This is a genomic window from Pseudomonas sp. NPDC047961 (assembly GCF_050272435.1).
Classification (GTDB): domain Bacteria; phylum Pseudomonadota; class Gammaproteobacteria; order Pseudomonadales; family Pseudomonadaceae; genus Stutzerimonas.
In genome coordinates this window covers 132,501-155,368 of the sequence record NZ_JBNNMD010000004.1, presented here as the reverse complement: position 1 = coordinate 155,368, position 22,868 = coordinate 132,501, and the positions used below count along the sequence as shown (strand labels likewise).

Sequence of the window (22,868 nt, the reverse complement as noted above, 5' to 3'; positions counted from 1 at the left end):
ATTCGAAGCCGCCCATTCTACGTGGCATCAGCGTGTCGAGGGCGCCAGCGCGACGGGCAACTTATACGATTTCTTTTCTGGCAAGTGCTCGTCTTAATGGCGTGTTTATCGCCTTATCGCTTTGACAGGCTGCAAATCACTGTCGATACTCGACGAGGTTGTACGATGACTGACCTAATAATAACAATGGAATCACCATGCCTTACTCCAGTACGCCGCCACCGGCCTGTCTCTCGCTGTCGCCCTGTTCTGTTCACAGCCCACCATTAGCGCCCCCGAACGCCTCTCCGCGGGAAGTCGCGCCTGCATCCGCTCGACATCACGCCTCCCCTGATAAAGCCTGAAGGACTCCGCCATGACAGCACGTAACAACGACTCCACCACCAATGGAGAACGCCGCGCTTTTCTGAAGTCTTCCTTGATGGTTTCGGCCGGTGTCGCCTCCATGGGCGGCCTGGGCCTGTCCCGGCTCGCCGTCGCCGAACCCTTGACCCAGCGCTATCCAGACGAACTGGTAGAGATTCTCGACGAGAGCTTCGCCAAGTACAGGCTGTTCAACGCCAGCGTCGAGAAGATCGCCAGCGGTATGCGCTGGGCTGAAGGTCCGGTCTGGGTGGGCGACGGCCGCTACCTGCTGGTCAGCGATATCCCGGAAAACCGCATCATGCGCTGGGATGAGATCACTGGCTCGTTCGATGTCTATCGCCAGCCCTCGAACCACTCCAACGGCTTGGCGCGTGACCTACAGGGCCGGCTGCTGACGTGCGAAGGCTCAACCACCACCGATATCGGTCGCCGTGTGACCCGCACCGAGCCCGACGGCAGCATCACGGTGCTGGCCGATCGGTTCGAGGGCAAACGCTTCAATTCGCCCAATGACCTTGCGGTGCGTCAGGACGGCTCAGTGTGGTTCACCGACCCACCCTTTCAGACCGGCAACTATTACGAAGGGCACAAGATCGAAACCGAGCTGCCAGATGCGGTCTATCGCATCGACGGTGCAAGCGGCGCCGTGACCCGAGTGATCGACTCGATTTCCGGCCCCAACGGGCTGTGCTTCTCACCCGACCAGAACACGCTCTATGTAGTCGAAGGGCGCGCCAAACCCAACCGGCTGATCTGGGCCTACCCGGTCAATGAGGATGGCACGCTGGGCGAACGCCGCAAGCACATCGAGGCATCGGCGTATGGCGCACTGGATGGCATCAAGTGCGACGAAGACGGCAATTTGTGGTGCGGTTGGGGTAGCTCAGGCGCCCCGGAAGCGGTGACCGCCGACCTCGATGGCGTGATGATTTTCAACCCGGCGGGCAAGGCCATCGGCAAGATCCGGCTGCCGGAACGCTGCGCCAATCTGTGCTTCGGGGGCGCCAAGGGCAACCGCCTATTCATGGCCAGCAGCCATTCGCTGTATGCGCTCTACGTCAATACGCGCGACGCGAGCTTCGGCAAGTACGGCAGCTGAGCAGGCGCCGTTCCTTTCAACCGAGCTAGCTTGCGTAGGAGCGAGCGTGCACGCGAAGAGCTGCCCCACCAGGCTCAACGCATTCGAGAACACGCTCGCGCCTGGAGGTTGGCGTGCGGCCCGAACGTTCTACTCGCTCAGGCAACCGACGCATCCTCGCCCAAATGGATCACCCGCGCCGCGCGCAGCATGCACTTGGTCATTTCGGGCGGTGAAAACTTGGTCAGGATGTCATTAGCACCGGCGGCCTTGGCCTTGTCGGTGCTGATGGTGCTGTCCAGCGAGGTGTGCAGCAGCACATAGATAGAGGCGTAGTCGGGATGTTTCCGCAGTGCCTGGGTGAAGGAATACCCGTCCATTTCAGGCATCTCGATATCCGAGACCACGCAGTTGATCGCCTCGTAGCTATCCTTGAAGCTGTCGAGTTTCTCGAAGGCTTCGCGGGCGCTGCGCACCGCATGGCAAGTGATGCCCATCTTGGTCAGCGCCGATACCGACATGTGAATGGCCACCTGGCTGTCATCGACGATCAGCGCGCGGGTTTCGGTGAGCAGTTGCGCGTCCTGGTCGTCCAGATGAGAAATGTCGGCCTCTCCCGGAACCGGGGCGATGTTGTGAATGACCTTTTCCACGTCGAGGATCTGGATCAGTTCGCCATCCACTTCCGCCGTCCCGGTAATGAACGAGTTGGCGCGCGCGCCGTAAGGCGGCGGCAGGATTTTCGACGTCTGGATATGCACGATCTTGACCACCGCCTGGACGTGCAAGCCCTGTTTGGAACGGCTGATCTCGGTGACGATCAGGCAGCCGCCTTTGGGGTCCTGCAACGGCGCCATGCCGATTGCCAGGCTGAGGTCGATCACCGACAACGGCTGGCCCCGCAGCGTAGCGACGCCTCGGACGTGGGGATGCGATTCGGGCAGCCGAGTGAGCGACGGCGTCGGAATGATTTCGCTGACCTTCAACAGGTTGATCGCCATCTGCTTGCCGCTGCGCAGCGTGAACAGCAAAAGCGATAAGGCGTCGGTAGCGGATGCGTTGTTCATGAATGGTCCTGTGGAAAGCCGGTCTCGTGCCGAGATGTAACCTCGCTACAGCCTTGTCGGCAGCCGTGCGCAAATCTTCAGTGGAATCGACGCAGACCCGACGAGTTGCAACCGCTCCCCTTGACTCAACAGCGCTCGAAAACCGCCGCGATACCCTGTCCACCACCGATGCACATGGTCACAAGCGCGTAGCGCCCCTGAATGCGCTGCAGTTCGTGGATCGCCTTGACCGCAATGATTGCGCCGGTCGCGCCCACCGGATGACCGAGGGAGATACCGGAACCATTGGGATTGACCCGCGCCGGGTCCATGCCCAGCTCTTGCATCACCGCGCAGGCCTGGGCGGCGAAGGCTTCGTTGGCTTCGATCACGTCGATCTGCTCGAGGCTGATCCCGGTGCGCTCCAGCACCTTGCGCACGGCCGGCACCGGGCCGATGCCCATGAACGCCGGGTCCACGCCCGCATGGGCATACCCGACCAGCCTCGCCATGGGCTTGAGCCCCAGCGCCTGCGCACGCCCGGCCTCGGCCAGCACCAGCGCTGCAGCACCATCGTTGAGCCCGGAGGCGTTGCCCGCGGTCACGGTGCCGTTGTCCTTCTTGAACACCGGTTTCAGCGCCGCGAGGCGTTCGGCGGTCAGGTCCGGACGCGGGTGCTCATCGGTATCGAACAGCACGTTGCCCTTGCGCGTCGTGACTTCCACCGGAACGATCTGCTCACGAAAGCGGCCGCTTTCGATTGCACGGGCGGCACGCTGTTGGCTTTCCAGGGCCAGGGCATCCTGCTGTTCGCGGCTGATGCCATAGCGCTCGGCGACGTTCTCCGCGGTGACGCCCATGTGGAACTTGCCCCAGGGATCATGCAGCAAGGTGTTCATGTAGTCGATCGCCTGGCTGTCACCGAGGCGCGCGCCCCAGCGCAGGTTCGGCAGGATGAACGGACCGCGGCTCATGCTTTCCGCGCCGCCACCGATGGCCACATCGGTGTCACCCAGCAGGATTGATTGGGCCGCCGAAATCACCGCCTGCAACCCCGACCCGCACAGGCGGTTGACGTTGAAGGCGGGGGTTTCCAGCGGAATACCGGCATCCACCGCGGCCACGCGCGCCAGGTAACCATCGCGCGGTTCGGTGGGGATCACGTTGCCCATCACCACGTGGCCCACAGCGTCAGCGGGCGTACCGGAGCGTTCCAGCACGCCGCGGCAGGCCGTGGTGGCAAGGGCGATCAGGTCGACATCCTTCAGCGCACCGCCAAAGGAGCCGATCGGGGTGCGCATGGCACCGACAACGACGATTTCACGTTCAGCCATGGGGGCCTCTTCGAAGCAGGGAATCAGGCGCGCCGCCAGGAGCCGGCGCACGGAATCGCCAGATCCTAGCGAAGTCCGGCTACGGAACAATAGCCATTGGCGCAGAACTGCTGTGCAGCATTGCAGAACCGGGCGGTCAGCCGGCGTCGCTAATCTGAAGATTCAGGCGACTAAAGCGTGGCTGGGTGACCCGCCTTATGGCGCCGGCAGCGGTTGCGGCGCCATGGCATCGCTGACGATCAGCCCGCTCTGGGTCTGCCGAGCGGCCTTGTCTGCTCGCTTGCGCGCACTGATGGTCGCCACGCACTGGTCATCGTTGTTGAGGATGACGATGCACTCCAGGCACTGGATGCACTCGTCATAGTCGATACGCCCATCGCGCTTGATGGCGCCGATCTCGCATTGATGCTTGCAGTGCTGACAGGGTTGGCCACAGGCGTCGATGCGCTTGAGCCAGGAAAACAGGTGGAACTTGCCGAGCATCGCCAGCCCTGCGCCCAGTGGACAGATATAGCGGCAGTAGAACTTGTGCACGAACAAGCCGAGCCCGAGCAGCACCACGGCATAGAGTACGAACGGCCAGGAACGGACGAAGAACAGCGTGATGCTGGTCTTGAACGGTTCCACTTCGGCGAGCCGCTCGGCCAGCGTCAGTGAATAGAAGGCGGTCGGCACCAGACCGACGAGGATCAGGTATTTCAACCACTGCAAGCGCTGATGGCTCCGGTCGGAAATTTTCCATTGGCGGATGTGCAGGCGCTTGGCCAGCCAGCCGAGCATTTCCTGCAACGCGCCGAATGGACAGAGCCAGCCACAGAACACGCCTCGCCCCCAGATGAACAGGCTGACAAAGGTGAAGCTCCAGAGGATGAAGATCACCGGGTCCATCAGGAACACGCGGATATCGAAGTTCTCCCCCAGCGCCAACAGCAGGGTGAAAATGTTTACCACCGAGAGCTGACCCTGGGCATAGAGACCGATGAACACCAGGGTGAACAGCAAAAAAACAGCGCGGAAGAGATGGAAACCACGGCTGTGCTGGCTGATGCGATGCTGCCAGATGAACACACCGCTCAGCAGAAGCAGCGACACACCAAGCACGCCGATCTGCCACATGCGCTCCTGCCACATGCGCAACCAGATGGGCGTCGGCTCGACTGCGGCCTGTGCCTCTTCGATGTTGAACAGCGCCTGGTCGAGCTGAAAGTCGCGGGTGAACGGCGTGCTGCTTTGCACCAGATGGTTGCGCTGCAGCTTGACGTTCAGGCGCAATCCCGCAGGCTCGGCAGGGTTGAACGCGCTATGTGTCTTGATGCGGAAGATCTGCGCCTCGACCTCATCGAGCGGCGCATCGAGCAGGTCCATCACCGCGCCGTTGTTGAAATTCATGTCATACAGGTCAATGGCGTGGCCGTTCTGCATCAGTACCAACCGGCTGGGCGATGTGGCTGGCACGAAGTCGTCCGGCACATGGCGATACATACCCGAGGAGAGCACCAGCACCGCTTGCTCGCCGGCTTTCAATTCCTCGTTGAGCTTGGCGAAGCCGGCGTCGCCCAACAGATTGCGGCCAATGCTTGGCGCGTTCAGGTAGGCGAAGTAGAGGTCGGTGAAGGGCTGCGTATCGCTCTCCGGCTCGATACCCAGGTAACCCTCAATGGAATGACCCAAGCCGCGTTCGACCTCCTCGCGGCTGATCGTCCAATGCTGGAGATAGCCGCGCTGCAGCAACTGTGACCAGTCGAGCGGTTCATAGAGGTCGGGCTTTGCCGTGGCCAAGGGTCCGCTGGCAAATCCTTCGAGCAACTTGCGGGCCACGCTCAGGGCTGACAGCAATACGGTTTCGTTGAGGATCACTACCGACACCGTGGCCTTGCTCACCCCATCGATGCGGGCAATCGACTCACTTCCGCTCGCCCCTCCCTGTGCACCGCCCACCACAATGGGTATGCCAATCGATTTCTGTTGGTACTGGTCGACGAAGTCGAACAGCGGCTGTTCCCCAAGTCCGTGTAGGAAAACCGGCTCGTGATGTTCCAGAACCTTCACCCCGGCCAGCACACCCTGGGTGTCCATGCCGATCAGCAGACGGATCGGTTTGCCGGAAAAGCCCTGCAGGTTTGAATAATCGGTGGACTCGAATGCATAGCCGAGCAACTCGTCCAGCTGATAGACGCTGTGCACAGGCGGATTGTCCTGCTTCGGCTCGATGCGCGTGGCTTTAGGAAAAAGCTGCTGTATCTGCCCGTCCAGCCCCTGTGCGAACAGCGTCGGGCTGGCCAGCACGCTCAGCAAAACTAGCATGCGGAAAAGAAGGCTGGCGCAGCGAGTCATGGATGCCTCTTGGCTGTTGTTATACAGCCATGCTATCCGCCGCTCGCGCCCCCGCCATGCGACTTGCTGGCTGGAACGCCAGTACTTCAGTCTTAAATTCGATGTGCGCCCGTCGTTCAACATCTTCGGCACGGAACGATGCACGCCGTCACCGGGCCCAAGCTAGACAACCCAAACGGGAGGCCCAGCGATGACCAAGGCAGTCAAACCGGACGCCGAACAACCCTACTTCGACGCCCCTGCCCATATCCCTGGCGGTAGCGATCACCAGATTCCGCACAGCCACCGGCTCGTGTACCGCGACTACGAGGTGATCGTCCACCTCACCGGCTACGAGTACGAGACCTTCGGCGAGACTCTCTGGGCCGCGGGTGCCGAGGTGGTCAAAGAATTGGAAATCGTCGTCCCGGTGAGCGTCGACCAGACGCAGCATTACCGCAGCTACGACGAAGCCTTGGCGCACGGCACGGCGCTAGGCAAGCGGCTGGTTGACGGGCTCTGACCGGCGACCGCCAAACCTCTGAACATTAACTGGCTGCAGCATGCAGCCAGACCAACCAGACCAACCAGACCAACGGGAGAATCCATTCCATGAACGACAACAACGCGATCGTGCGACACGACGAGTCCCAGCAGCGCTATGTCCTTGAAGTCGACGGCAAGGAACTGGGCGTCGCCAGTTATCAGGACAAGAGCGACCGTCAGGTCTTCACCCACACGGAGGTCGATCCGAGCCTGGAGGGCCAGGGCATGGGCAGCAAACTGGTTCGCGAGGCACTCGATGACGCCCGTCGTCGCGGCAAGCGCATCGTGCCGATGTGTGAGTTCGTTGCGGCCTATGTGAAGAAGCATCACGATTGGGACGACATCATCGCCGCGCAATAAAAGCACGCGGAGGGGCAAGCATTTACCGCTCAGGCGAGTACCATGCCGGCCCCTGAACCGAAGCGCTTCGCATGACCTGTACCAACCGCAAGATCGATCACCTTCGCCGGCAAATTCCGGGTTTCGCCTGCGAACCCGGCTGCCACGATTGCTGTGGCCCGGTCACCGCCTCCTCGGAAGAAATGGCCCGCTTGCCGCACAGGAGCGTTGCCGCGCATGACGCGGCGATGGCGCACTGGAACTGCGTTCACCTCGGGCCGAACGGCTGCGAGGCTTACGAACAACGCCCGTTGATCTGTCGGCTGTTCGGCACCACGGCCAGCCTGCCCTGCCCTCGGGGCCGCGGTCCGGAAATCCCCACGACTCCTGAGGTGGAAAAGCAGGTGCACCAACTTATCGCCAGCACCCGTCAATTGCTGGTTTAAAGGCGTAGCCAGAAAAGACATCACGAGAGACACGATGAGCAACGAACTCCGGATTGAAGACATCCAGCTCGGCGACGGCAAGGCCGTGGTCAAAGGCGCCCTGATCACCACGCAATACCGTGGCCAACTCGAAGACGGCCGTACCTTCGACTCGTCCTATGATCGCGGCAAGCCGTTTCAGTGCGTGATCGGCACCGGTCGCGTTATCAAGGGGTGGGACCTGGGGCTCATGGGCATGAAGGTTGGCGGCAAACGCAACCTATTCGTCCCCGCCCACCTCGCCTATGGCGATCGGCAGGTAGGTGAGCACATCGCGCCGAACTCGAACCTGCTGTTCGAGATCGAGCTGCTGGAAGTGCTGACCCGTGACGACTGAACATGAGAGTGATATCTGAGCAGGCATCCGCCCGCTTGCGGGATTGAACAGAGAGAGCGGCCCGTTCAGCGGCCGCTACACAAACAGACGTATTCGCACCGATGACGGCTGCAGCCCGAGGCGCAGCCGTCAAGCAGGTCAGGCGTGGGCCGGTTGACCGCTAGCGGCCGGAGTCGACGACCGGGCCCTGCCTATGGACTCGCTCACCACGTCACCCAGCATGTCGGCAGTAATGGCGCAGAGCGTCCAGCCGAGATGGCCGTGGCCGGTGTTGTAGAACACACAGGGTGAGCTGCCGCGTCCGACCTTGGGCATCATGTTCGGCATCATCGGCCGCAGGCCAGCCCAAGGCACCACGCTCTGAGTACTGACGCCGGGGAAACATTCGGCCACCCAGTCCACCAGCGGACGGATCCGATCAGCGCGGATGTCGCGGTTATAGCCGTTGAACTCGGCGGTGCCGGCTACCCGAAGGCGGCTGTCACCCAGGCGGCTGGTGACCAGCTTGGTTTCATCGTCCAGCAAGCTGACGGTAGGCGCTGCTGCGCGGCTGGTCTCGTCGTTGAGGTTGACCGTGATCGAGTAGCCCTTCACCGGATAGATGTTCACCCGATCGCCAAGTTGGGCGGCCAACGCGCGGCTGGCGGTGCCGGCACAGACAACGATGCCATCGAACTGCAGACGCTCTTCGCCACCCGAAGCCGCGACGGTCACGCTGGCACCCTTGCCATCGGTGGCAACGGCTTTCACGTTCTGGTCGTAACGGCAGTCGACGCCTAAGCGTATGGCGGCTGCCGCGAGGCCGTTGGTGAACATGTGGATGTCGCCCGTGGAATCGCACTCCGTGTAGTAGCCGCCATAGTATTGCCCTGCCAGCGTCGGCTCGATGGCACGCATTTCGTCTGGTGTCACGCTGCGCCGGGGTAAACCGCCCTGAGCCAGCAATGTCGAGACTTTGCCGGCATGCTCGAAACCGGCCTTGTCGCGGTAGATGTGCAAGATGCCGGCCTTTTTCAGGTCGAAATCAATGCCCTCTTCCTCGGCCCAGGCGAACAGGTGCTCCCGAGCAGCAATAGCCATGCGAGCCGTTTCGATGGTGTTTTGGCGGTACTGCGGGATGGAGCCGATGAACTCGGCGAACCAGGACAGCTTGTGCCAGCTGGGCTTGGGATTGACCAGCAGCGGTGCATCGCTTTTGAGCATCCACTTGATGCCCTTGAGAATGGTCGACCAGTGATTCCAAACTTCGGCGTTGGAGGCGGACAGCTGACCGCCATTGGCAAACGAGGTTTCCATCGCTGCGTAGCGATGCTTCTCCAAAAGAGTGACGGCGAAACCACGCTTGGCCAGCGCGTAGGCAGTGGTGATACCGGTGATACCGCCACCAATGACAGCTATCTTTTTCATGCGTGCAGCTCCAGAACGTCAAGGGTCAGAGCCCGTCCGCGACATGCGGATCAGGCGCCCCCTCTGTTCTGGACCTGAGAGTTTCACGAGCGGCGCTCGCTTGCTCCTTCGGTGCGACGGGCGACGACGGGCCCGGCGGCTCTTCAGAGTTCACCTGTGATAACGGTCCTTTTGCCTGAGAGTTTCCGGGGCGGTTGCTCCTTCGGCGCTGCACACGACCAAGCCGCTGCAGTCTCTCCCGATATCACTTCTTTGCCATGAGCGGCTGCTCACCGCGGTTCTACCATTACAGCTTTGCACAATGCGCGCCAAGCGACACTCGCTCGCCGCGGCTGGCTGCAGCCGCTCTACTGACCCTAAAATTGCACAGCTACGGTGCAACAATCAGCGCGCGTTGCAGCTACATACGCGTTTCTACCGCAGTTCCGGGACAGAAGATAGCCCCGCCCCATCGTCGCTTGGCCTCAGCCGCCGACTATCTTAATCAGCTGGCTCAGGTCGACCGGCTTGGTCATATGAATATCGAAGCCTGCCGCCAAGGCCTGCTCTCGATCACTCGGCTGGCCCCAGCCGGTGATGGCAATCAACCGCACATTGGCGCCGGTGGGATGGGCGCGGATCATCCGCGCCACTTCGTCACCCCGTTGGCCGGGCATGCCGATGTCCAGCACCACAATCTCTGGCTTGAGCTGCAGATAACGTTCAAACGCTTCGATGCCGTCAAACGCCAAGTGCACCTCGTGGCCCTCCAGTCGAAGGATCTCGGCCATGGTTTCGGCAATGTCCCGGTTATCGTCGGCAACCAAAACGAGCCGCTTATTCAGCGTGACGCTTTCGCTGAGATCACGGCTTGCGTCAGCAGTGCTGGCAGACAGAACCGGCAGGGTCAGGCTGAACTCCGCGCCGTGGCCGAGCCCTTCGCTGCGTACCCGAAGGTCCGCTCCGTGCAGCTTCGCCAGGCCTTTGGCCAGTGCCAGGCCGATCCCCAGGCCGGAATTGATGTGAGTCCCGGCGACGGGCACCTGCGCAAACCGTTCGAAGATCAATCTGAGGTGTTCCCGCGCGATACCCAGACCGTTATCGATCACCGAAACCTTGGCGGTGTCACCATCCCGTGTCGCCGTGATGCGAATGCAGCCGCCGTTGGGGGTGAATTTAGCGGCGTTGTTGAGCAGGTTAGTCAGAATCTGCTCGAGGCGAAGAGGATCGGCGTCCAGCACAATAGGACTGGCCGGCAGCGCCACGACCAGCTCATGTTGCTTTGCCTCGATTTTCTCTCGGGCAGTCTCGATGGCCGCCTCGATGATGGTTCGCAGATCCACCTGCTCCTTGCGCAGAACTAGCTTGCCAAGCGTGATGCGGGAGATGTCGAACAGATCGTCGAGAAGCAGCGCCATATGCCGCACCTGCCGCTCGATGATTTGTTGGCTACGGAGTTTCTGCGCATCGCTTGCCGCCGCAGAACCAAAAATGCCGGCAGCCAGGCGAATGGGTGCCAGCGGGTTGCGCAGCTCATGGGCCAGGGTCGCGAGAAACTCATCCTTGCGCCGTGCAGATTCACGAATTTCCTGTTCGTGATGCTTGGCCTGGGATACGTCAGCGAACCATACGGCCAGGCTTTGATCGAACGGCGTCGCGATCAAACGCACCCAGCGCTCGCTGTCAAACCCGGTGCTGCGCAGTTCCAAATCACGCGGTTGCTGAAACCGGGCCGCCTCCAGCAAGGTCTTCAATGCTTGCGGATTGGCGGCCTCGCCAAGCACCTCGCGCAGTCGCCGCCCAGTCAGCTCGTCGACTGTTCCGCGCAGGCTGGATGCGCCAGTGAGGTTGATGAAATCGAAGCAGAAGTCGTCCACCTCGCCCGCCGGGTTCCGATGGGGCGATAGGACTGCAAAGGGCACGGTGGACGAGTTCAGCGCTACCTGTAGGCGCTGCTCCAACATGCCCGCCTTGGTCTGCACCCGCGCCCGGTCGATGAATACTGCGGCCAGGCCCGCTACGACATCGGCCAGCCGAATCTCTCGTTCCGTTGGGGATCGCGCCTCTTTGAGCTGTACCGTAAGCGTCCCGAGTACGCTGTTGTCGCTGTGCCGAATGGGCGTGCTGTGAACCGAACGAAATCCCTCGCTGCGCGCAACGGAGACAAACTCACGGAAGCAGGGGTCGGCTTCGGTATCAGTCACCACCACGCGCTCCCCTTTTTGCACCGCTATACCACAGGCACCCAGGCCGGGCTGCGCTTCATCCATGATCGCCAACGAAGCAACTGAAAAGCCCCTCGAGGCATGAATGCGCAAGGCGGCCGAACCGTCGCTGAGCGCCAGCAGCCCATGCGCGGCGCCGTGCAGCGTGCACAGGGCGTCAATGATCGCTTGCAACTGGTCGCCCAATGCAGGCATCTGTAGCAGGCGATTGCTCAGGTCCTGGACCAACTCCAGATCGCTGACCTGCTGGGTCAGATCCTGCTGCGCCAGCTCCAGCCGCGAAAGCATGTTGTCACGCTCGGCCTCACTCGACAGACGCGCCTGCGCGGCGCTTTCGAGCGCTCGCCCAACTTCACGGATTTCTTCGATCTCGCTTTCAGGCGCCTTGAACGCCTGCCCGTGGCCAATCGCCTGAGCCGCCCGCCGCAGATGCCGCATCGGGACGTTGATCCGACGTGTTGCGAACAGCGCCGCCGTTACCGCAAACACCAGCGACAGCAGCAACCCGCCACCGTAAAGCGTATAGACACGCGTCGCCCCGGCTTCGACAACTTCGGTGGGAACGCCGGTCGCCACCACCCAGCCGGACGGCTGCAATCTCACAAAAGAGGTGTAGACCGAATTGCCTTCCATGGTCATGGACAGGCCGATCCCTTCCTCGCCGGAGTTCTCCTGCAGGATGGCCGCCAGCGTGGGCGAAGCCGGCATCCCCAGCGTCTCCTCGTGATTCAGCGAGCGCGCGATACGCAAACCATTGGAGTCCAGCACAGTGTTGACCCAGCCGGCCGGCAGCCTTCGGTTGGCGATCACATCAGCGACACCCTGGGGCCTGAGCACTGCAGTCAGTACGTAGTGAACTGTGTCGCCTTGGTGTACTGGCACACGCAAAGGGACGCCCCAGACGCCGCCGGGTCCCTTGCTCATGCTCCCAACCTGCGGTTTGCCTGTTCGGATGACCTCAGCGAAGCTGCGCGGCTCGGCGATGGTTCTGGAAGCTGGAGGATTGTGCAGCGAAACCCGCCTCAGCACCTCGCCTTCCGGACTCAGGATCAGCAAGGCGTACCAGCTGGGGACCGAGGGCAACACGCGGCGAACCATATCGGCGAAGCCATCAATATCGCCGTTATCCAGCAGGGGCGACTGCGACAGTGCCTGGAGCACGTTGAGCGATCGGCTCAGCTCGACCTCCACAGCCGTCGCGGCGAGGCGCGTAGCTTCAAGGCTGCGCTGCTTGGCCAACTCCGTCTGTTCAGAGACGATCGAGAGCATGCCCAGCCCGGCCACCAGGGCCAGCGGCAGAATCCCTGCCAATGCAATGGTCAACAGGCGGCTGCGCAACGGTACCGACCGTCCTGATTTGGCTCCCGTTGCGTGATTCAAGATATGACTCCCTTTGACGCCCAGACGGATCAGCCGCGAAATTCTGCCGAAACGAGTACAGCGTGGTGCGCGGCGCGCTAGCTTAAGCGATCGTTTAACGGCGCGCATTGCACTTGGAAACTCGGGTGCCAAACAGGTTCCATTTGCCTTGGACGGTGCCGTGCCACACCCGAGCAGGAATGCATCAACATCAAAAATCAGCCAGGAGCCAGCCCCATGCTTGAACTTCGCCCAAGCTTTGAGTGTTGCAATGCTGATCTACCTCCCGAATCGGGGAAGGCGCTTTCCCCAGGCCATTTACCGGGCCGTTCGGGCGTCACTCGTCCCGAATGCACGTCAACAGCGCATTCAGCGTTGAGTCACCGTACTCACCGCTCATGGTGAGCGCACGGCGACCCTCCGGCGCGATGATGGTGATGGGCGTGGTATCCAGGCCTGGCGAGGCTTCGGTTTCGCCGGGATGGAGCTGGCACGCCACCTTGAAGCGTTCGTGATTGGTAATCAGGACCTGCACCAGCCCGGACTCGATACCGGGTTGGGTGTCGGTTTCGAGCTCACTGACCTCGACATCGACACGCAATTCATTCAGCTCACGTTCAAGGTGCAGCGGCTCAGCCATGGCCACCGCCGGTAGCAGCAATAATCCCAGCGTCAGAAACGGATTCATAGAAATCTCCAAGGCTTTACTCAAACCATATGGAACCACTGCCGGGCCGAGGAGTTCGCGTGCAGTGCTGCCAAGCCGGGCGCCTAGGGGCCAATACCCTCCTCGAGATGCAAGAAGGCCCGCACATGGCGGGCCTCCTGGTCTTGCTTGCGACTGCTTACTTCGGCAGTTTGAAGGTGATGAAGCTGGCGCGGCCGTCGCGCAGTACCCGCATCGATACTGAACGGTTCTTCGGCAGATCCTTGACCACCTGGCTGAACGTCTTAACGGAATCTATCGCTTCGTTGTTCAGGTGCGTGATGACATCCCCCGGCCGCAGGCCGATCATCGCTGCCGGGCCCTGGCTGATGTCGTTGATCACTACGCCACCGGAGATCTCCAGCGCCTGACGTTGCGCGTCGGAGAGTTCGGTAACCGAAACACCCAGGCGGTTATTGCTCTGGCTCTTGGTGCTCGAACCATCTGCAGAGGCCAGCACGTCGCCATCCTCAGGCAGCGCACCGATGTCGATGTTCAGCGTCTTGCGCTGGCCATCTCGCACCACTTCCAGCTTAGCCTTGCTGCCTGGCTTCATTGCGCCAACCAGATGCGGCAAATCACCGGACATATCGATCGACTTGCCATCAACGCTCAAGATCACGTCGCCAACTTTCAGGCCGCCCTTGGCAGCCGGACCGCCATCCATCACCTGGGCGACGAGCGCACCAGCAGGACGCTCCAGGCCGAAGGATTCGGCGAGGTCCTTGTTCACTTCCTGAATGACGACACCAAGCCAACCGCGGCTGACCTTACCGTCTTCACGCAGCTGATTGGCCACGTCCATTGCGACGTCGATCGGGATCGCGAACGACAGGCCCATGAACCCACCGGAACGGGTGAAGATCTGCGAGTTGATGCCTACCACCTCGCCGTCGAGATTGAACAGCGGGCCGCCCGAGTTACCCGGATTGATCGCTACGTCGGTCTGAATGAACGGAACGTAGCTTTCGTTCGGCAAGCTGCGACCTTTGGCGCTGACCACGCCGGCTGTCACCGTGTGATCGAAACCGAACGGAGAACCGATCGCGACCACCCACTCGCCTGCTTTCAACTCTTCGGAGCTGCCAATCTTCACGGTCGGCAGGCCATCCCCTTCGATTTTCAGCAAGGCCACGTCGCTGCGCGGGTCGGCTCCTACGAGCTTGGCCTGCATCTCGCTACGATCCGGCAAACGCACCATGATCTCGTCAGCGTCGGCCACAACGTGGTTATTGGTCAGGACATAACCGTCCTCAGAAATGATGAAACCCGAACCCAGCGACTGAGCTTCGCGGCGACGCTCGGGCTGCTGAGGCATCCCGCGCTCGAAAAACTCGCGGAACATGGGCGGAATGCCCTCTAGGTCAGGCATTTGTGCCTGCGCGTGGCCGCGCATCGGCTGCTTCTGCTTGGTGCTGATGTTCACCACCGCGGGCGAAGCATCCTCCACCAGAGGCGTGAAGTCCGGCAGGTCAGCGTGGGCAATGAGCGTCTGTCCAAACAGCGCTACACCGGCCACGGCAGCCAGGAAGTTTCTACGAAGAATCATAGGGACTGGTCTCTCCACGATGAAAAAATGGGGTTAACAACGACCGGTCTCGCGCCACAGCCGATTCCTGGTCAAAAAAAGCAGCGGGTTGCCGCATGCACAATGGCTGACTCTAAGCTGACAGCCGGTTTGCGGCAAACCCACCCAAGGGAGCTGGCTGTTCCGTCAGCCTGAACCAGACTTTACGCCGAAGACAGTCAGCTTCGTGTGTAGCGGGCGTAAAGGAAAAGTAAGGTTTCAACAGCAGCCCTCGCATTCAGCGTCACAAAAGCTCTATTTCCTCTGCTGGTTTGAGGTGTCCAACAGTCCGGCGGCGTCTGCAGCCTGACACACCCGCTGATAGTCGTCCGGCATTGTCAGCGCCGCCTCTGCACGTCTGAGTGCCATCGAGGCATGTCGGTTCGCTGCAAGAGCAACCGCCGCATCGCCGAGTCGACCCAACGACGCCAGCGCTTGCTGCAAGCGTATGCACACCTCGATGATCGCAGCGCCGTCCCGTGCGATGGGTGTAAAGAAATCGTCGAGCATGTCCGCTGCGCTCAGCCCCGGCGCGAATACGCGGTCGAACTTTGGATCTTCTGGCGGCGTCGGCCTGGACAAGTGCGACAGCACGCGAACGCCCCGCCCAATCACATCAACTGCGGTGCCTTGGTCGTTGATGGCGGGCGACAGCGCACGCGAGGCGACCTCGGCCATGACGATAATGCCGTACCGGGGGTCTCGGTCGAAGGTCCGCTGCGCGCCGATGACAAAAGCATCGCGCAGCGCGTCGTCGCAGTCTTCACCGATCCCCACCGACCAGGCGATCGGCTGCGACGGCTCCACAAAGATCCCGGGAAGAACGCATATATAAACCGCGCGATCCTCCGACTGGGTCAGTTCGCCCAGCGCGGGCATATCGATATGCTGCACGAAGCCGATCTTTTGCGGATACAACGGGCGCGCGCCCGGCAGGGCTTTGGGATCGACTTCCAGCGGTCGTCCGCCCAGAAAGGGTTGCTCCATTCGTTGGCACAGCGCCTGGGTGGCGGCCTTCTCGACCCTGGCCGTGGTTTCGGCAACGCGGCCCAGCCCGGACAATTGATCAATCCAGCGCAACAGCGCGTACACCACCAGGATGACCACGAAGATCGTCGCCGCGAACAGCACTACGCGCCCGTTGTCGCCGTAAAGGCCGGTGCTTAACGCGATGATGCCAACCAGGCTGAAAATGAACGAGCCGACAAAGGTTGAGAGCGTGTTTTGTGTGGTCGGGTCTTCGACCAACAGGGAAATCGCGCGCGGCGTGACGTTGTTCGTTGCCGAGCCGTAGGCCGCCACCATGATGCTCAGGGAGAAGGTGGTGACGGCGAGCATGCTGGATGCCAACACGCCGAGAATGTTGTCGACCGCATCGGAACCGATCTTGGTCGGCACGTCGTCGGGAATATAAGGCGCTGCCACCAGCGCCACCAGCGCGGTAGCAATTCCCAATACCGAATACAAGCTGGCCCGGAACCAGGGCCGCTTACTGATGCGGATGACAAACCACTTCCAACGCTCAATCATCTGTTGCTCGCAATACGTCCGTTTCACTACAGACAAGCGCGCTGAGGGACCGTTGCGTAGGCTTGGCGGTTTCTTGCCGCCCCGGTCGCCAGCGCTTAGCGGGCCAGCGCCTCGACCGTTGCGGGCAGGTCATGCATGTGATTGATCACGGCGACCACACCCAGCTCCCGCAATGCCTGGTCATGCCCGGCCGGGATGTGGCTGGCGCCAGTAAAGCCGATCACCTGCATGCCTGCCGTACGCGCCGCCAGCACGCCAGTCGGGCTGTCTTCGACGACCAGACAATGACCCGGCGCGACGCCCATGCGCTCGGCAGCCAGCAAGTACACGTCGGGCGCCGGTTTCGGTGAGCGGACCATTTCGGCGCAGAAGATATTGCCAGCCACCCGTTCGGTCAGGCCGGCACGCTGCAGCGATGCTTGAACGTTGTGCAAACGGCTATTGGATGCCACCGCCAGCGGCAGCTTGATGGCCAACAGCGCTTCGCGCACGCCCGGGATCGCCTGGACTTCTTCCGCCACGACCTTCTCGCTCTGCCGGCGTAGATCGGCATCGAAAGTCTCCGGCATGGTCAGGTCGAAGCGTTTTTCAATCAGATCGATGATGCTCGGGACGGTCAGACCGAAGGTACCTTCCAGCGCGGCATGCAGCTGCTCGGCGGGTACATGCAGGCTCAGGGCCTCGAACAGGACGCGGTGGCTGATGATTTCACTGTCGACGATCACACCGTCGCAGTCGCTGATCAGCAAGTCGATAGAGGCCATCGAATCTCCCGTTGTGAATGCGCAGAACGGCGCGACGACTCCGGTTTGGAGACAGCGCCTTGGACTGCAAACGGTGCGCTGAGTTTAGCCTGCGACGGTACAGCGGTCGCTCAGTCATACCGCCTCAGCGAATGCCCAACATCCGGTCAGCCGACCAACGCCCAGCGCCACGGCCGATTACGACCAGCATCAGGCCGATCCAGGTCAGGTGCGTAGGCCAGGCATCGGGGTAAACGAAGAGCTGGATCACCAGCGTCATGCCCAGCAAGGCCAAGGCCGATAGCCGCGCCAACAGGCCGAGCACCAGCAGCAGTGGGAACAGATGCTCGGCATAGGTGGCCAGATGCGCGGCAAGATAAGGCGACAACAGCGGCAGCGCGTACTCGGTTTCGAACAGGCTGAAGGTGCTGGGTTTGATTGTAAGAAAGCCGCTGACCTTGGTCCGCCCGGAATAAAAGAACACCGCGGCGATGGCCAAGCGCGCCACCAGACCCAACATCGAGTCGCTGATGTGGTGTTGCAGCCATACGGCGAGTCGATTCCAGTGCTGCAACGGACTCGATGTCGGGCTGGCTGGGTTCCTGTGCAGGGTATGCATGTCGGTCACTCCAGTTGCTGATCAATCGATGGCGAAGACCCGGGCGGCAAACAGGCTCGCCAACAGCGCATTGAAATCCAGCGCGGGCTGGGCCTCGAGCGCGAGATCCGATGCGCTGGCAAGCGTATGGCCATCGGCGCAGGCGTCGAGAAAGGTACAGCCGCCAACGCTCAAGGGCTGCCAGGCGACACGGTTCTCTCGCCGGCAGAGCAACGTGCCCTCGCCCTGCCAGAGCAGCGGATCGGGCAGTTCGATGACTTCGCGGTTGCAACGCCATAGGCTGAACGCCGGCAAAACGGACCAATGCCAGCGCGCCGCTGCATGGGGTCGCAAATGCAATTCGGCCAGCTGGATCGGCGTCATCGAGCTCAGCGTATGCAGTTCCAGTCGAGGTTCTTCCGCCGCGGCAAACGCCTCAAGCCACAGGCGATCAAGGCGCGCGATCTCGGCGAGGTACGGTAAATCGCGGGCAGGTTCGAAACGCTGCAGAAAGTCTGCAAAGCCATCGCCATAGCTGATCAACTGCGGCTGGGTTGGAGGGCACTGCTGCGCGAAAACGCAGGCCGCTGCGCTCATCCAATCGGCGCCTACCAGCCGCTCAACCGTCGGAAAATTCGCGCGCAAGGCATCTACACATCCTTTCATCACGGTGTTGCGGTACACCGCGAACCCCGGCTGCGCGATAAGCCTCGCCAGCCAATCAGCTGGGGGGGCGGCAGCGGTCGAGTTAGTCGCCATGGGTTCGTTGGCCCATAGCGCTTCGATCAAGCCATCCTGAAACTCAGTGAGTGAGCGCGTCATGCCGCCCTCCTCCTTTCCAGCAGCCGCTGCGCGTGGTCGCGCTCGACCAACAGTTCGGCGAAGGTTGGCACCTGGTCGTCACGTTCGATCAGTGTTGGCCGCGGACCGATGCGCTCGTTCAACCGTTCATAAAGCGACCAGACGGCGTCAGCTATCGGCGCGTCGTGGGAGTCGATCAATAGCAGTGAGTGCTCCGAGCTGTCCTGCCTATGTCCGGCCAGATGCACTTCCAGTAAGGCATCAGCGGGAAAACCATCGATATAGGCAGCGGCATCGAAGCCGAGATTGTGCGCGCTGACGTGTACGTTGTTGACGTCCAGCAACAGGCCGCAGCCACTGCGGCGCGACAGCTCGGTGAGAAACTCGATTTCATCCCACTCATGCCCGTCGAGGTGCAGGTAGTGGCTGGGATTTTCCACCGCAATCTGTCGCCCGAGGCGTTCCTGGGTGCGCTGAACGTTGTCGACGATACGGTTCAAGGCCGCACCGGTACGTGGAAACGGCAGCAGATCGGGATTGTACTGACCTCGCCAGGAGGACCAGGCCAGGTGTTCGGAAACCAGGGCGGGCTGAACGCGCTCGACCAGCGTCCTGAGGCGTTGCAGATGGGCCTCGTCCGGCGGGCAATCGGCCGCCAGCGACAGCGATACGCCATGCAGTGAAAGCGGATGGCGCTCGCCGATAGCGTCTAGCCAGGCCAGACGAGGACCGCCGCCGAGCATGTAGTTCTCCGGGTGCACTTCGAACCAGAGCCCCGGCGCTGTACAGTCGTGCGCCGCCTCATAGTGCTCGGGCTTGAGTCCCAGGCCTGCTCCCAGAGCCGACACGCTCATGCGGAACCTCCTATCAGGATTCGATCGGCGTCAGCGAACCCATGCCTTCGGGTGTCTTGATCGAGGTGCAGGTCCCTGCGGGTACGTTCTTCCAGGCATTGCCCTGGTAATCCACCTTCGAACTGCCGGCGCAGCTGGTGCCTGCACCAGCCTTGCAATCGTTCTGACCGGCGAGCGCGACGCCATAGCATTTCTCCATGGCGCCTTCAGTCTTTTCCGCAGCCGTGGCGCCGGCGGCGATGGATGCAAGGGCAACGGCTGCAGCAGCAAGGGCGAGATTGTTCATCGGTTGTTTCTCCATGCGGTGTTGCTGCCAGTGGTTTTACTGGCAGCTCGACCAGTAGTTCGCCCAGTACGGTTGATTGGTTACAGCAGGAGCAAGAAATATATTTTTGAGAATTCTTCCTTCTCGACCTACCGTAGCGGCGCGTCCCGCCCTGCCGTTGGCTGGAGGCAAAGGACGGGCAGCATCGATTTTTTCCTTGCGTGTAACCAGAGCGACCGATGCAACGAACTACCAGTCACGAGGCGTTGAAGGCACGCGAAACCCATCTGCAACAGCTGCTACTGCTGGGGCTGGACGGCGACGAGGCGGCGTACCGGCAATTCCTGACGCTGCTCAGCGCACATCTGCGCAGTTTTCTCAGGCGCAGGCTGCAATCGCCCGAGGTCGAAGACCTGCTACAGGAAGCGTTGCTGGCGGTGCACAACGCGCGGCATACCTATCGGCCCGAGCAACCGGTGACAGCCTGGGTACAGGCGATTGCCCGCTACAAACTGATGGATCATTTCCGGGCCCATGCAAGGCACGACGCCTTGAATGATCCCCTCAGCGACCAGGCAGAGCTGCTGGCCGACGAAGATCACCAGGCCCAACAGGCGCAGCGGGACCTGGCGCGGCTGCTCGAACAACTGCCGGACAAGCAACGCTTGCCCATTTTTCACGTCAAATTACAGGGGCTTTCGGTGGAAGAAACCGCTCGACGTACCGGACTTTCGGCTTCAGCAGTCAAGGTGGGCGTTCACCGCGGACTGAAAGCGCTGGCCGCCCTGATTGGAGGTCATCGATGAAGACCGACGAGCTGATCAACATGCTCGCCAACCACGCACCGCCCGTGGATCGGCAGATCGTCACGCGCCGTTTTGGTACAGCCCTGGTCATCGGGCTGGCGCTGGCATTGCTGGTGTTACTGACGGTCTTCGGCATTCGCCCGGACATTGGGCAAGTCGCGGCGACCCCGCTGTTCTGGGCCAAGCTTGCGCTGCCGGCGAGCCTGCTTGCGGGTGCTCTGCTGGTAACCACGCGGCTGGCCAGACCGGGAGCGTCTGTGGGCAACGGCTGGGTCACTGTCGCAGCGCCGGTGGTAGCGGTTTGGCTGGCGGCGTTGGGCCTGTTGCTCAGCGTTTCGGCCAATAACCGTTGGGCACTGATTTTCGGAGAAACCTGGCGAGTCTGCCCGGTGAACATTGCGCTACTGTCGATTCCAGCGTTCGTCTGCGTGTTCTGGGCAATCCGCGGCTTTGCGCCGACCCGGCTGCGTCTTGCCGGCGCAGCCGGGGGGTTGTTGGCCGGTTCGATGGCAACCCTAGCCTACAGCCTGCATTGTCCTGAGATGAGTGTCGCCTTCTGGGCCGTCTGGTATGTGCTCGGCATGCTCATACCCACCGCCGTCGGCGCCCTCCTCGGCCCACGACTGTTGCGCTGGTAAGCCGCACAACGCGCATTTTCTTCAATACCGCGGCAGTTCCCGCTCCTATCGTCGCGCTGATGTTCATGCGTACTTTCAGGAGCTTTCGATGAGTCTTTTGCTGTCCATGGCCGCCTTCGCGCTGGCTTCCTCCATATCGCCCGGCCCGGTCAACATCGTCGCGCTAAGCGCTGGCGCGCAGTTCGGTTTGCGGCCAGCCATGCGTCACGTCAGCGGCGCAACCATTGGCTTCACGCTGCTACTGTTGCTGATCGGGCTGGGGCTGAACGAACTTCTCGATCATTGGCCCTGGCTGACCGAGTCGATCAAGCTGGCTGGCGTGGCATTTCTGCTGTACATGGCGTTTCGGCTGGCCGCAGACAACGGTCGCCTGAATGCAGACAAGCCTGCGATGCGGCCGACGCTGCTGTATGGCGCAGCGATGCAGTGGCTCAATCCCAAAGCCTGGCTGGCCTCGGTAGCGGGCATGGGCTTGTTCGCTGCCGCGGGCGACGCGCCCTCAGTCTGGCGCTTCGCAGCGATCTACTTCGTGATCTGCTATGCCTCACTGGCGTGTTGGGCGTATGCGGGCACCTTCCTGCGGCAACATCTCGACAAGCCCGCACGGGTACGGCTGTTCAATCGGGTGATGGCAGCGCTGCTGGTCGCCAGCGCGGCTTACCTGCTGCTGACCTGACGGGTGTCGTGGCGCACGTTTCGGCTTCCTGTCCGATAGTGCCCGGGCGTGGCGGCCAGCAGTTGCTTGAAGGCGCGCTGCAGGTGCGCCTGGTCAGCAAACCCCGCATCCAGCGCCACATCTGCAATAGGCCGGCCACGCCGCAGCTCGGCGCGCGCAAACTGCACGCGCCGATTGGTCAGATAGGCATGTGGCGTCATCCCGAACTGTTTTTTGAAAGCGCGAATGAGGCTCGACGGTGAGACGCCTGCCATGAGGCTGATCTCGCCCAGCTTGAGGGAGCGCTGATAATTGTCGGCAATGAACTCGGCGGCGCGCTGCAGTTTCAGGTCACTCTCCGGGACGCCGACTTCGAGCCCCAGTCGCTCGTGCAGCAGAGAGAACAAAGATACGGCGGCGGTTTCCTTTTGCAGCAAGTCGGCGTTGTCGTCGATGAGCACCGTATGAAAGCGGCGAAAGCCCGACTGTAGCAGCGGATCGCGGGTCATTATTGGGGCGAAGCAGCGGAAACCGCCGCCCCCCATCCCCAGGTCGTCCTGCAACTGGCTCAACCAGCCAGCATCGACATAAAGCATGCGATACGCCCATGGCTGGTTCTGGATCGGATTGCAGGCGTGCACATCGCCGGGGTTCATTAGCACCAGCGTGCCGGCTTCGACGCGGCATTGATGTTCGCCGTTGATGTAGGTACTGGCGCCGCTGTCGATCAACCCGATGGAGAAGGTTTCGTGGCTGTGCCGCGCATAACAGACGCGGCGGCCATCTTCCACAGTGCGCGACTCGATGAACGGCAGCGCCTCATCGCGCCAGAAACTGGACGCCGACGCTGAACGAGACTGGGCGAGGACGTGCTGATGCATGGTCGAAGCT

The 22,868-nt window shown here is 61.6% G+C and carries 22 protein-coding genes and 2 riboswitches; of the genes, 8 read left to right on the top strand and 14 right to left on the bottom strand.

All coding sequences use genetic code 11. The features are described from left to right. The first annotated feature begins 355 nt into the window (after positions 1 to 355). Complete coding sequence (locus ACQKIK_RS15115) at positions 356 to 1,465, top strand: SMP-30/gluconolactonase/LRE family protein (protein ID WP_499136521.1); 1,110 nt, start codon at positions 356 to 358, stop codon at positions 1,463 to 1,465. 137 nt (positions 1,466 to 1,602) lie between these two features. On the opposite strand, the gene ACQKIK_RS15110 is transcribed toward ACQKIK_RS15115, so the two are convergent. From ACQKIK_RS15110 to ACQKIK_RS15100, 3 genes are all read right to left on the bottom strand, one after another. Continuing rightward, positions 1,603 to 2,511: a chemotaxis protein CheV gene (locus ACQKIK_RS15110; RefSeq protein WP_499136520.1), complete on the bottom strand. Its 909-nt coding sequence runs from the start codon at positions 2,509 to 2,511 to the stop codon at positions 1,603 to 1,605. Between the two features lie 125 nt (positions 2,512 to 2,636). After that, complete coding sequence (locus ACQKIK_RS15105) at positions 2,637 to 3,824, bottom strand: acetyl-CoA C-acyltransferase family protein (protein WP_499136519.1); 1,188 nt, start codon at positions 3,822 to 3,824, stop codon at positions 2,637 to 2,639. 195 nt (positions 3,825 to 4,019) lie between these two features. Continuing rightward, positions 4,020 to 6,158, bottom strand: coding sequence for a 4Fe-4S binding protein (locus ACQKIK_RS15100; RefSeq protein ID WP_499136518.1), 2,139 nt, complete (start codon positions 6,156 to 6,158; stop codon positions 4,020 to 4,022). 190 nt (positions 6,159 to 6,348) lie between these two features. Between ACQKIK_RS15100 and ACQKIK_RS15095 the strand changes: the two genes are divergently transcribed. The 4 genes from ACQKIK_RS15095 (at position 6,349) to ACQKIK_RS15080 (ending at position 7,844) form a co-directional block, all read left to right on the top strand. Further along, positions 6,349 to 6,660 (top strand): hypothetical protein, encoded by a 312-nt coding sequence (locus tag ACQKIK_RS15095; RefSeq protein WP_499136517.1) that lies wholly within the window; start codon positions 6,349 to 6,351, stop codon positions 6,658 to 6,660. Between the two features lie 89 nt (positions 6,661 to 6,749). After that, positions 6,750 to 7,043, top strand: a complete 294-nt coding sequence (locus tag ACQKIK_RS15090) for a GNAT family N-acetyltransferase (protein WP_499136516.1) — start codon at positions 6,750 to 6,752, stop codon at positions 7,041 to 7,043. 71 nt (positions 7,044 to 7,114) lie between these two features. After that, positions 7,115 to 7,468 carry a YkgJ family cysteine cluster protein gene (locus ACQKIK_RS15085; protein WP_046163661.1) on the top strand — a complete coding sequence of 118 codons (354 nt, stop codon included), beginning with the start codon at positions 7,115 to 7,117 and terminating at the stop codon, positions 7,466 to 7,468. 34 nt (positions 7,469 to 7,502) lie between these two features. Continuing rightward, positions 7,503 to 7,844 carry an FKBP-type peptidyl-prolyl cis-trans isomerase gene (locus ACQKIK_RS15080; protein ID WP_499136515.1) on the top strand — a complete coding sequence of 114 codons (342 nt, stop codon included), beginning with the start codon at positions 7,503 to 7,505 and terminating at the stop codon, positions 7,842 to 7,844. A 138-nt stretch (positions 7,845 to 7,982) separates the two neighbouring features. Here the strand turns inward: ACQKIK_RS15080 and ACQKIK_RS15075 are convergent, their stop codons facing one another. The 10 genes from ACQKIK_RS15075 to ACQKIK_RS15030 all read right to left on the bottom strand — a co-directional run bounded on the left by ACQKIK_RS15075 (position 7,983) and on the right by ACQKIK_RS15030 (position 19,914). Then, a complete protein-coding gene (locus ACQKIK_RS15075; protein ID WP_499136514.1) occupies positions 7,983 to 9,251 on the bottom strand; it encodes a D-amino acid dehydrogenase in 1,269 nt (422 codons plus the stop codon). Between the two features lie 61 nt (positions 9,252 to 9,312). Further along, a riboswitch (glycine riboswitch) is annotated at positions 9,313 to 9,400 on the bottom strand. 4 nt (positions 9,401 to 9,404) lie between these two features. After that, positions 9,405 to 9,502: riboswitch (glycine riboswitch) on the bottom strand. Positions 9,503 to 9,715: 213 nt separating this feature from the next. After that, complete coding sequence (locus ACQKIK_RS15070; protein ID WP_499136512.1) at positions 9,716 to 12,835, bottom strand: hybrid sensor histidine kinase/response regulator; 3,120 nt, start codon at positions 12,833 to 12,835, stop codon at positions 9,716 to 9,718. A 316-nt stretch (positions 12,836 to 13,151) separates the two neighbouring features. Then, positions 13,152 to 13,502 carry a hypothetical protein gene (locus tag ACQKIK_RS15065; RefSeq protein ID WP_045426647.1) on the bottom strand — a complete coding sequence of 117 codons (351 nt, stop codon included), beginning with the start codon at positions 13,500 to 13,502 and terminating at the stop codon, positions 13,152 to 13,154. A gap of 157 nt (positions 13,503 to 13,659) precedes the next feature. Next, positions 13,660 to 15,069 carry a DegQ family serine endoprotease gene (locus ACQKIK_RS15060; RefSeq protein WP_045426645.1) on the bottom strand — a complete coding sequence of 470 codons (1,410 nt, stop codon included), beginning with the start codon at positions 15,067 to 15,069 and terminating at the stop codon, positions 13,660 to 13,662. Between the two features lie 273 nt (positions 15,070 to 15,342). Next, a complete protein-coding gene (locus ACQKIK_RS15055; protein ID WP_045426643.1) occupies positions 15,343 to 16,617 on the bottom strand; it encodes a DUF2254 domain-containing protein in 1,275 nt (424 codons plus the stop codon). Positions 16,618 to 16,712: 95 nt separating this feature from the next. Next, positions 16,713 to 17,381 (bottom strand): HAD family hydrolase, encoded by a 669-nt coding sequence (locus tag ACQKIK_RS15050; RefSeq protein WP_499136511.1) that lies wholly within the window; start codon positions 17,379 to 17,381, stop codon positions 16,713 to 16,715. Positions 17,382 to 17,505: 124 nt separating this feature from the next. After that, positions 17,506 to 17,979, bottom strand: coding sequence for a DoxX family protein (locus ACQKIK_RS15045; protein ID WP_499136510.1), 474 nt, complete (start codon positions 17,977 to 17,979; stop codon positions 17,506 to 17,508). A 21-nt stretch (positions 17,980 to 18,000) separates the two neighbouring features. After that, entirely contained in the window at positions 18,001 to 18,780 is a 780-nt protein-coding gene (locus ACQKIK_RS15040; protein ID WP_499136509.1) for an HvfC/BufC family peptide modification chaperone, read from the bottom strand. After that, positions 18,777 to 19,613, bottom strand: a complete 837-nt coding sequence (gene bufB, locus ACQKIK_RS15035; RefSeq protein ID WP_499136508.1) for an MNIO family bufferin maturase — start codon at positions 19,611 to 19,613, stop codon at positions 18,777 to 18,779. The genes ACQKIK_RS15040 and bufB overlap by 4 nt, the downstream gene beginning before the upstream one ends. Before the next feature lie 13 nt (positions 19,614 to 19,626). Continuing rightward, a complete protein-coding gene (locus ACQKIK_RS15030) occupies positions 19,627 to 19,914 on the bottom strand; it encodes a BufA1 family periplasmic bufferin-type metallophore (RefSeq protein WP_499136507.1) in 288 nt (95 codons plus the stop codon). Positions 19,915 to 20,117: 203 nt separating this feature from the next. Between ACQKIK_RS15030 and ACQKIK_RS15025 the strand changes: the two genes are divergently transcribed. The 3 genes from ACQKIK_RS15025 (at position 20,118) to ACQKIK_RS15015 (ending at position 21,998) form a co-directional block, all read left to right on the top strand. After that, on the top strand, positions 20,118 to 20,684 hold the full coding sequence (locus ACQKIK_RS15025) for a sigma-70 family RNA polymerase sigma factor (protein ID WP_499136505.1): 567 nt from the start codon (positions 20,118 to 20,120) through the stop codon (positions 20,682 to 20,684). Then, positions 20,681 to 21,322 (top strand): DUF1109 domain-containing protein, encoded by a 642-nt coding sequence (locus tag ACQKIK_RS15020; RefSeq protein WP_499136504.1) that lies wholly within the window; start codon positions 20,681 to 20,683, stop codon positions 21,320 to 21,322. Before ACQKIK_RS15025 ends, ACQKIK_RS15020 begins: the two co-directional genes overlap by 4 nt. Positions 21,323 to 21,410: 88 nt before the next feature. Further along, positions 21,411 to 21,998, top strand: a complete 588-nt coding sequence (locus ACQKIK_RS15015) for a LysE family translocator (RefSeq protein ID WP_045426623.1) — start codon at positions 21,411 to 21,413, stop codon at positions 21,996 to 21,998. On the opposite strand, the gene ACQKIK_RS15010 is transcribed toward ACQKIK_RS15015, so the two are convergent. Continuing rightward, positions 21,980 to 22,858, bottom strand: a complete 879-nt coding sequence (locus tag ACQKIK_RS15010; protein ID WP_499136503.1) for a helix-turn-helix domain-containing protein — start codon at positions 22,856 to 22,858, stop codon at positions 21,980 to 21,982. The two genes, ACQKIK_RS15015 and ACQKIK_RS15010, sit on opposite strands and share 19 nt — an antisense overlap. Positions 22,859 to 22,868: the final 10 nt, after the last annotated feature.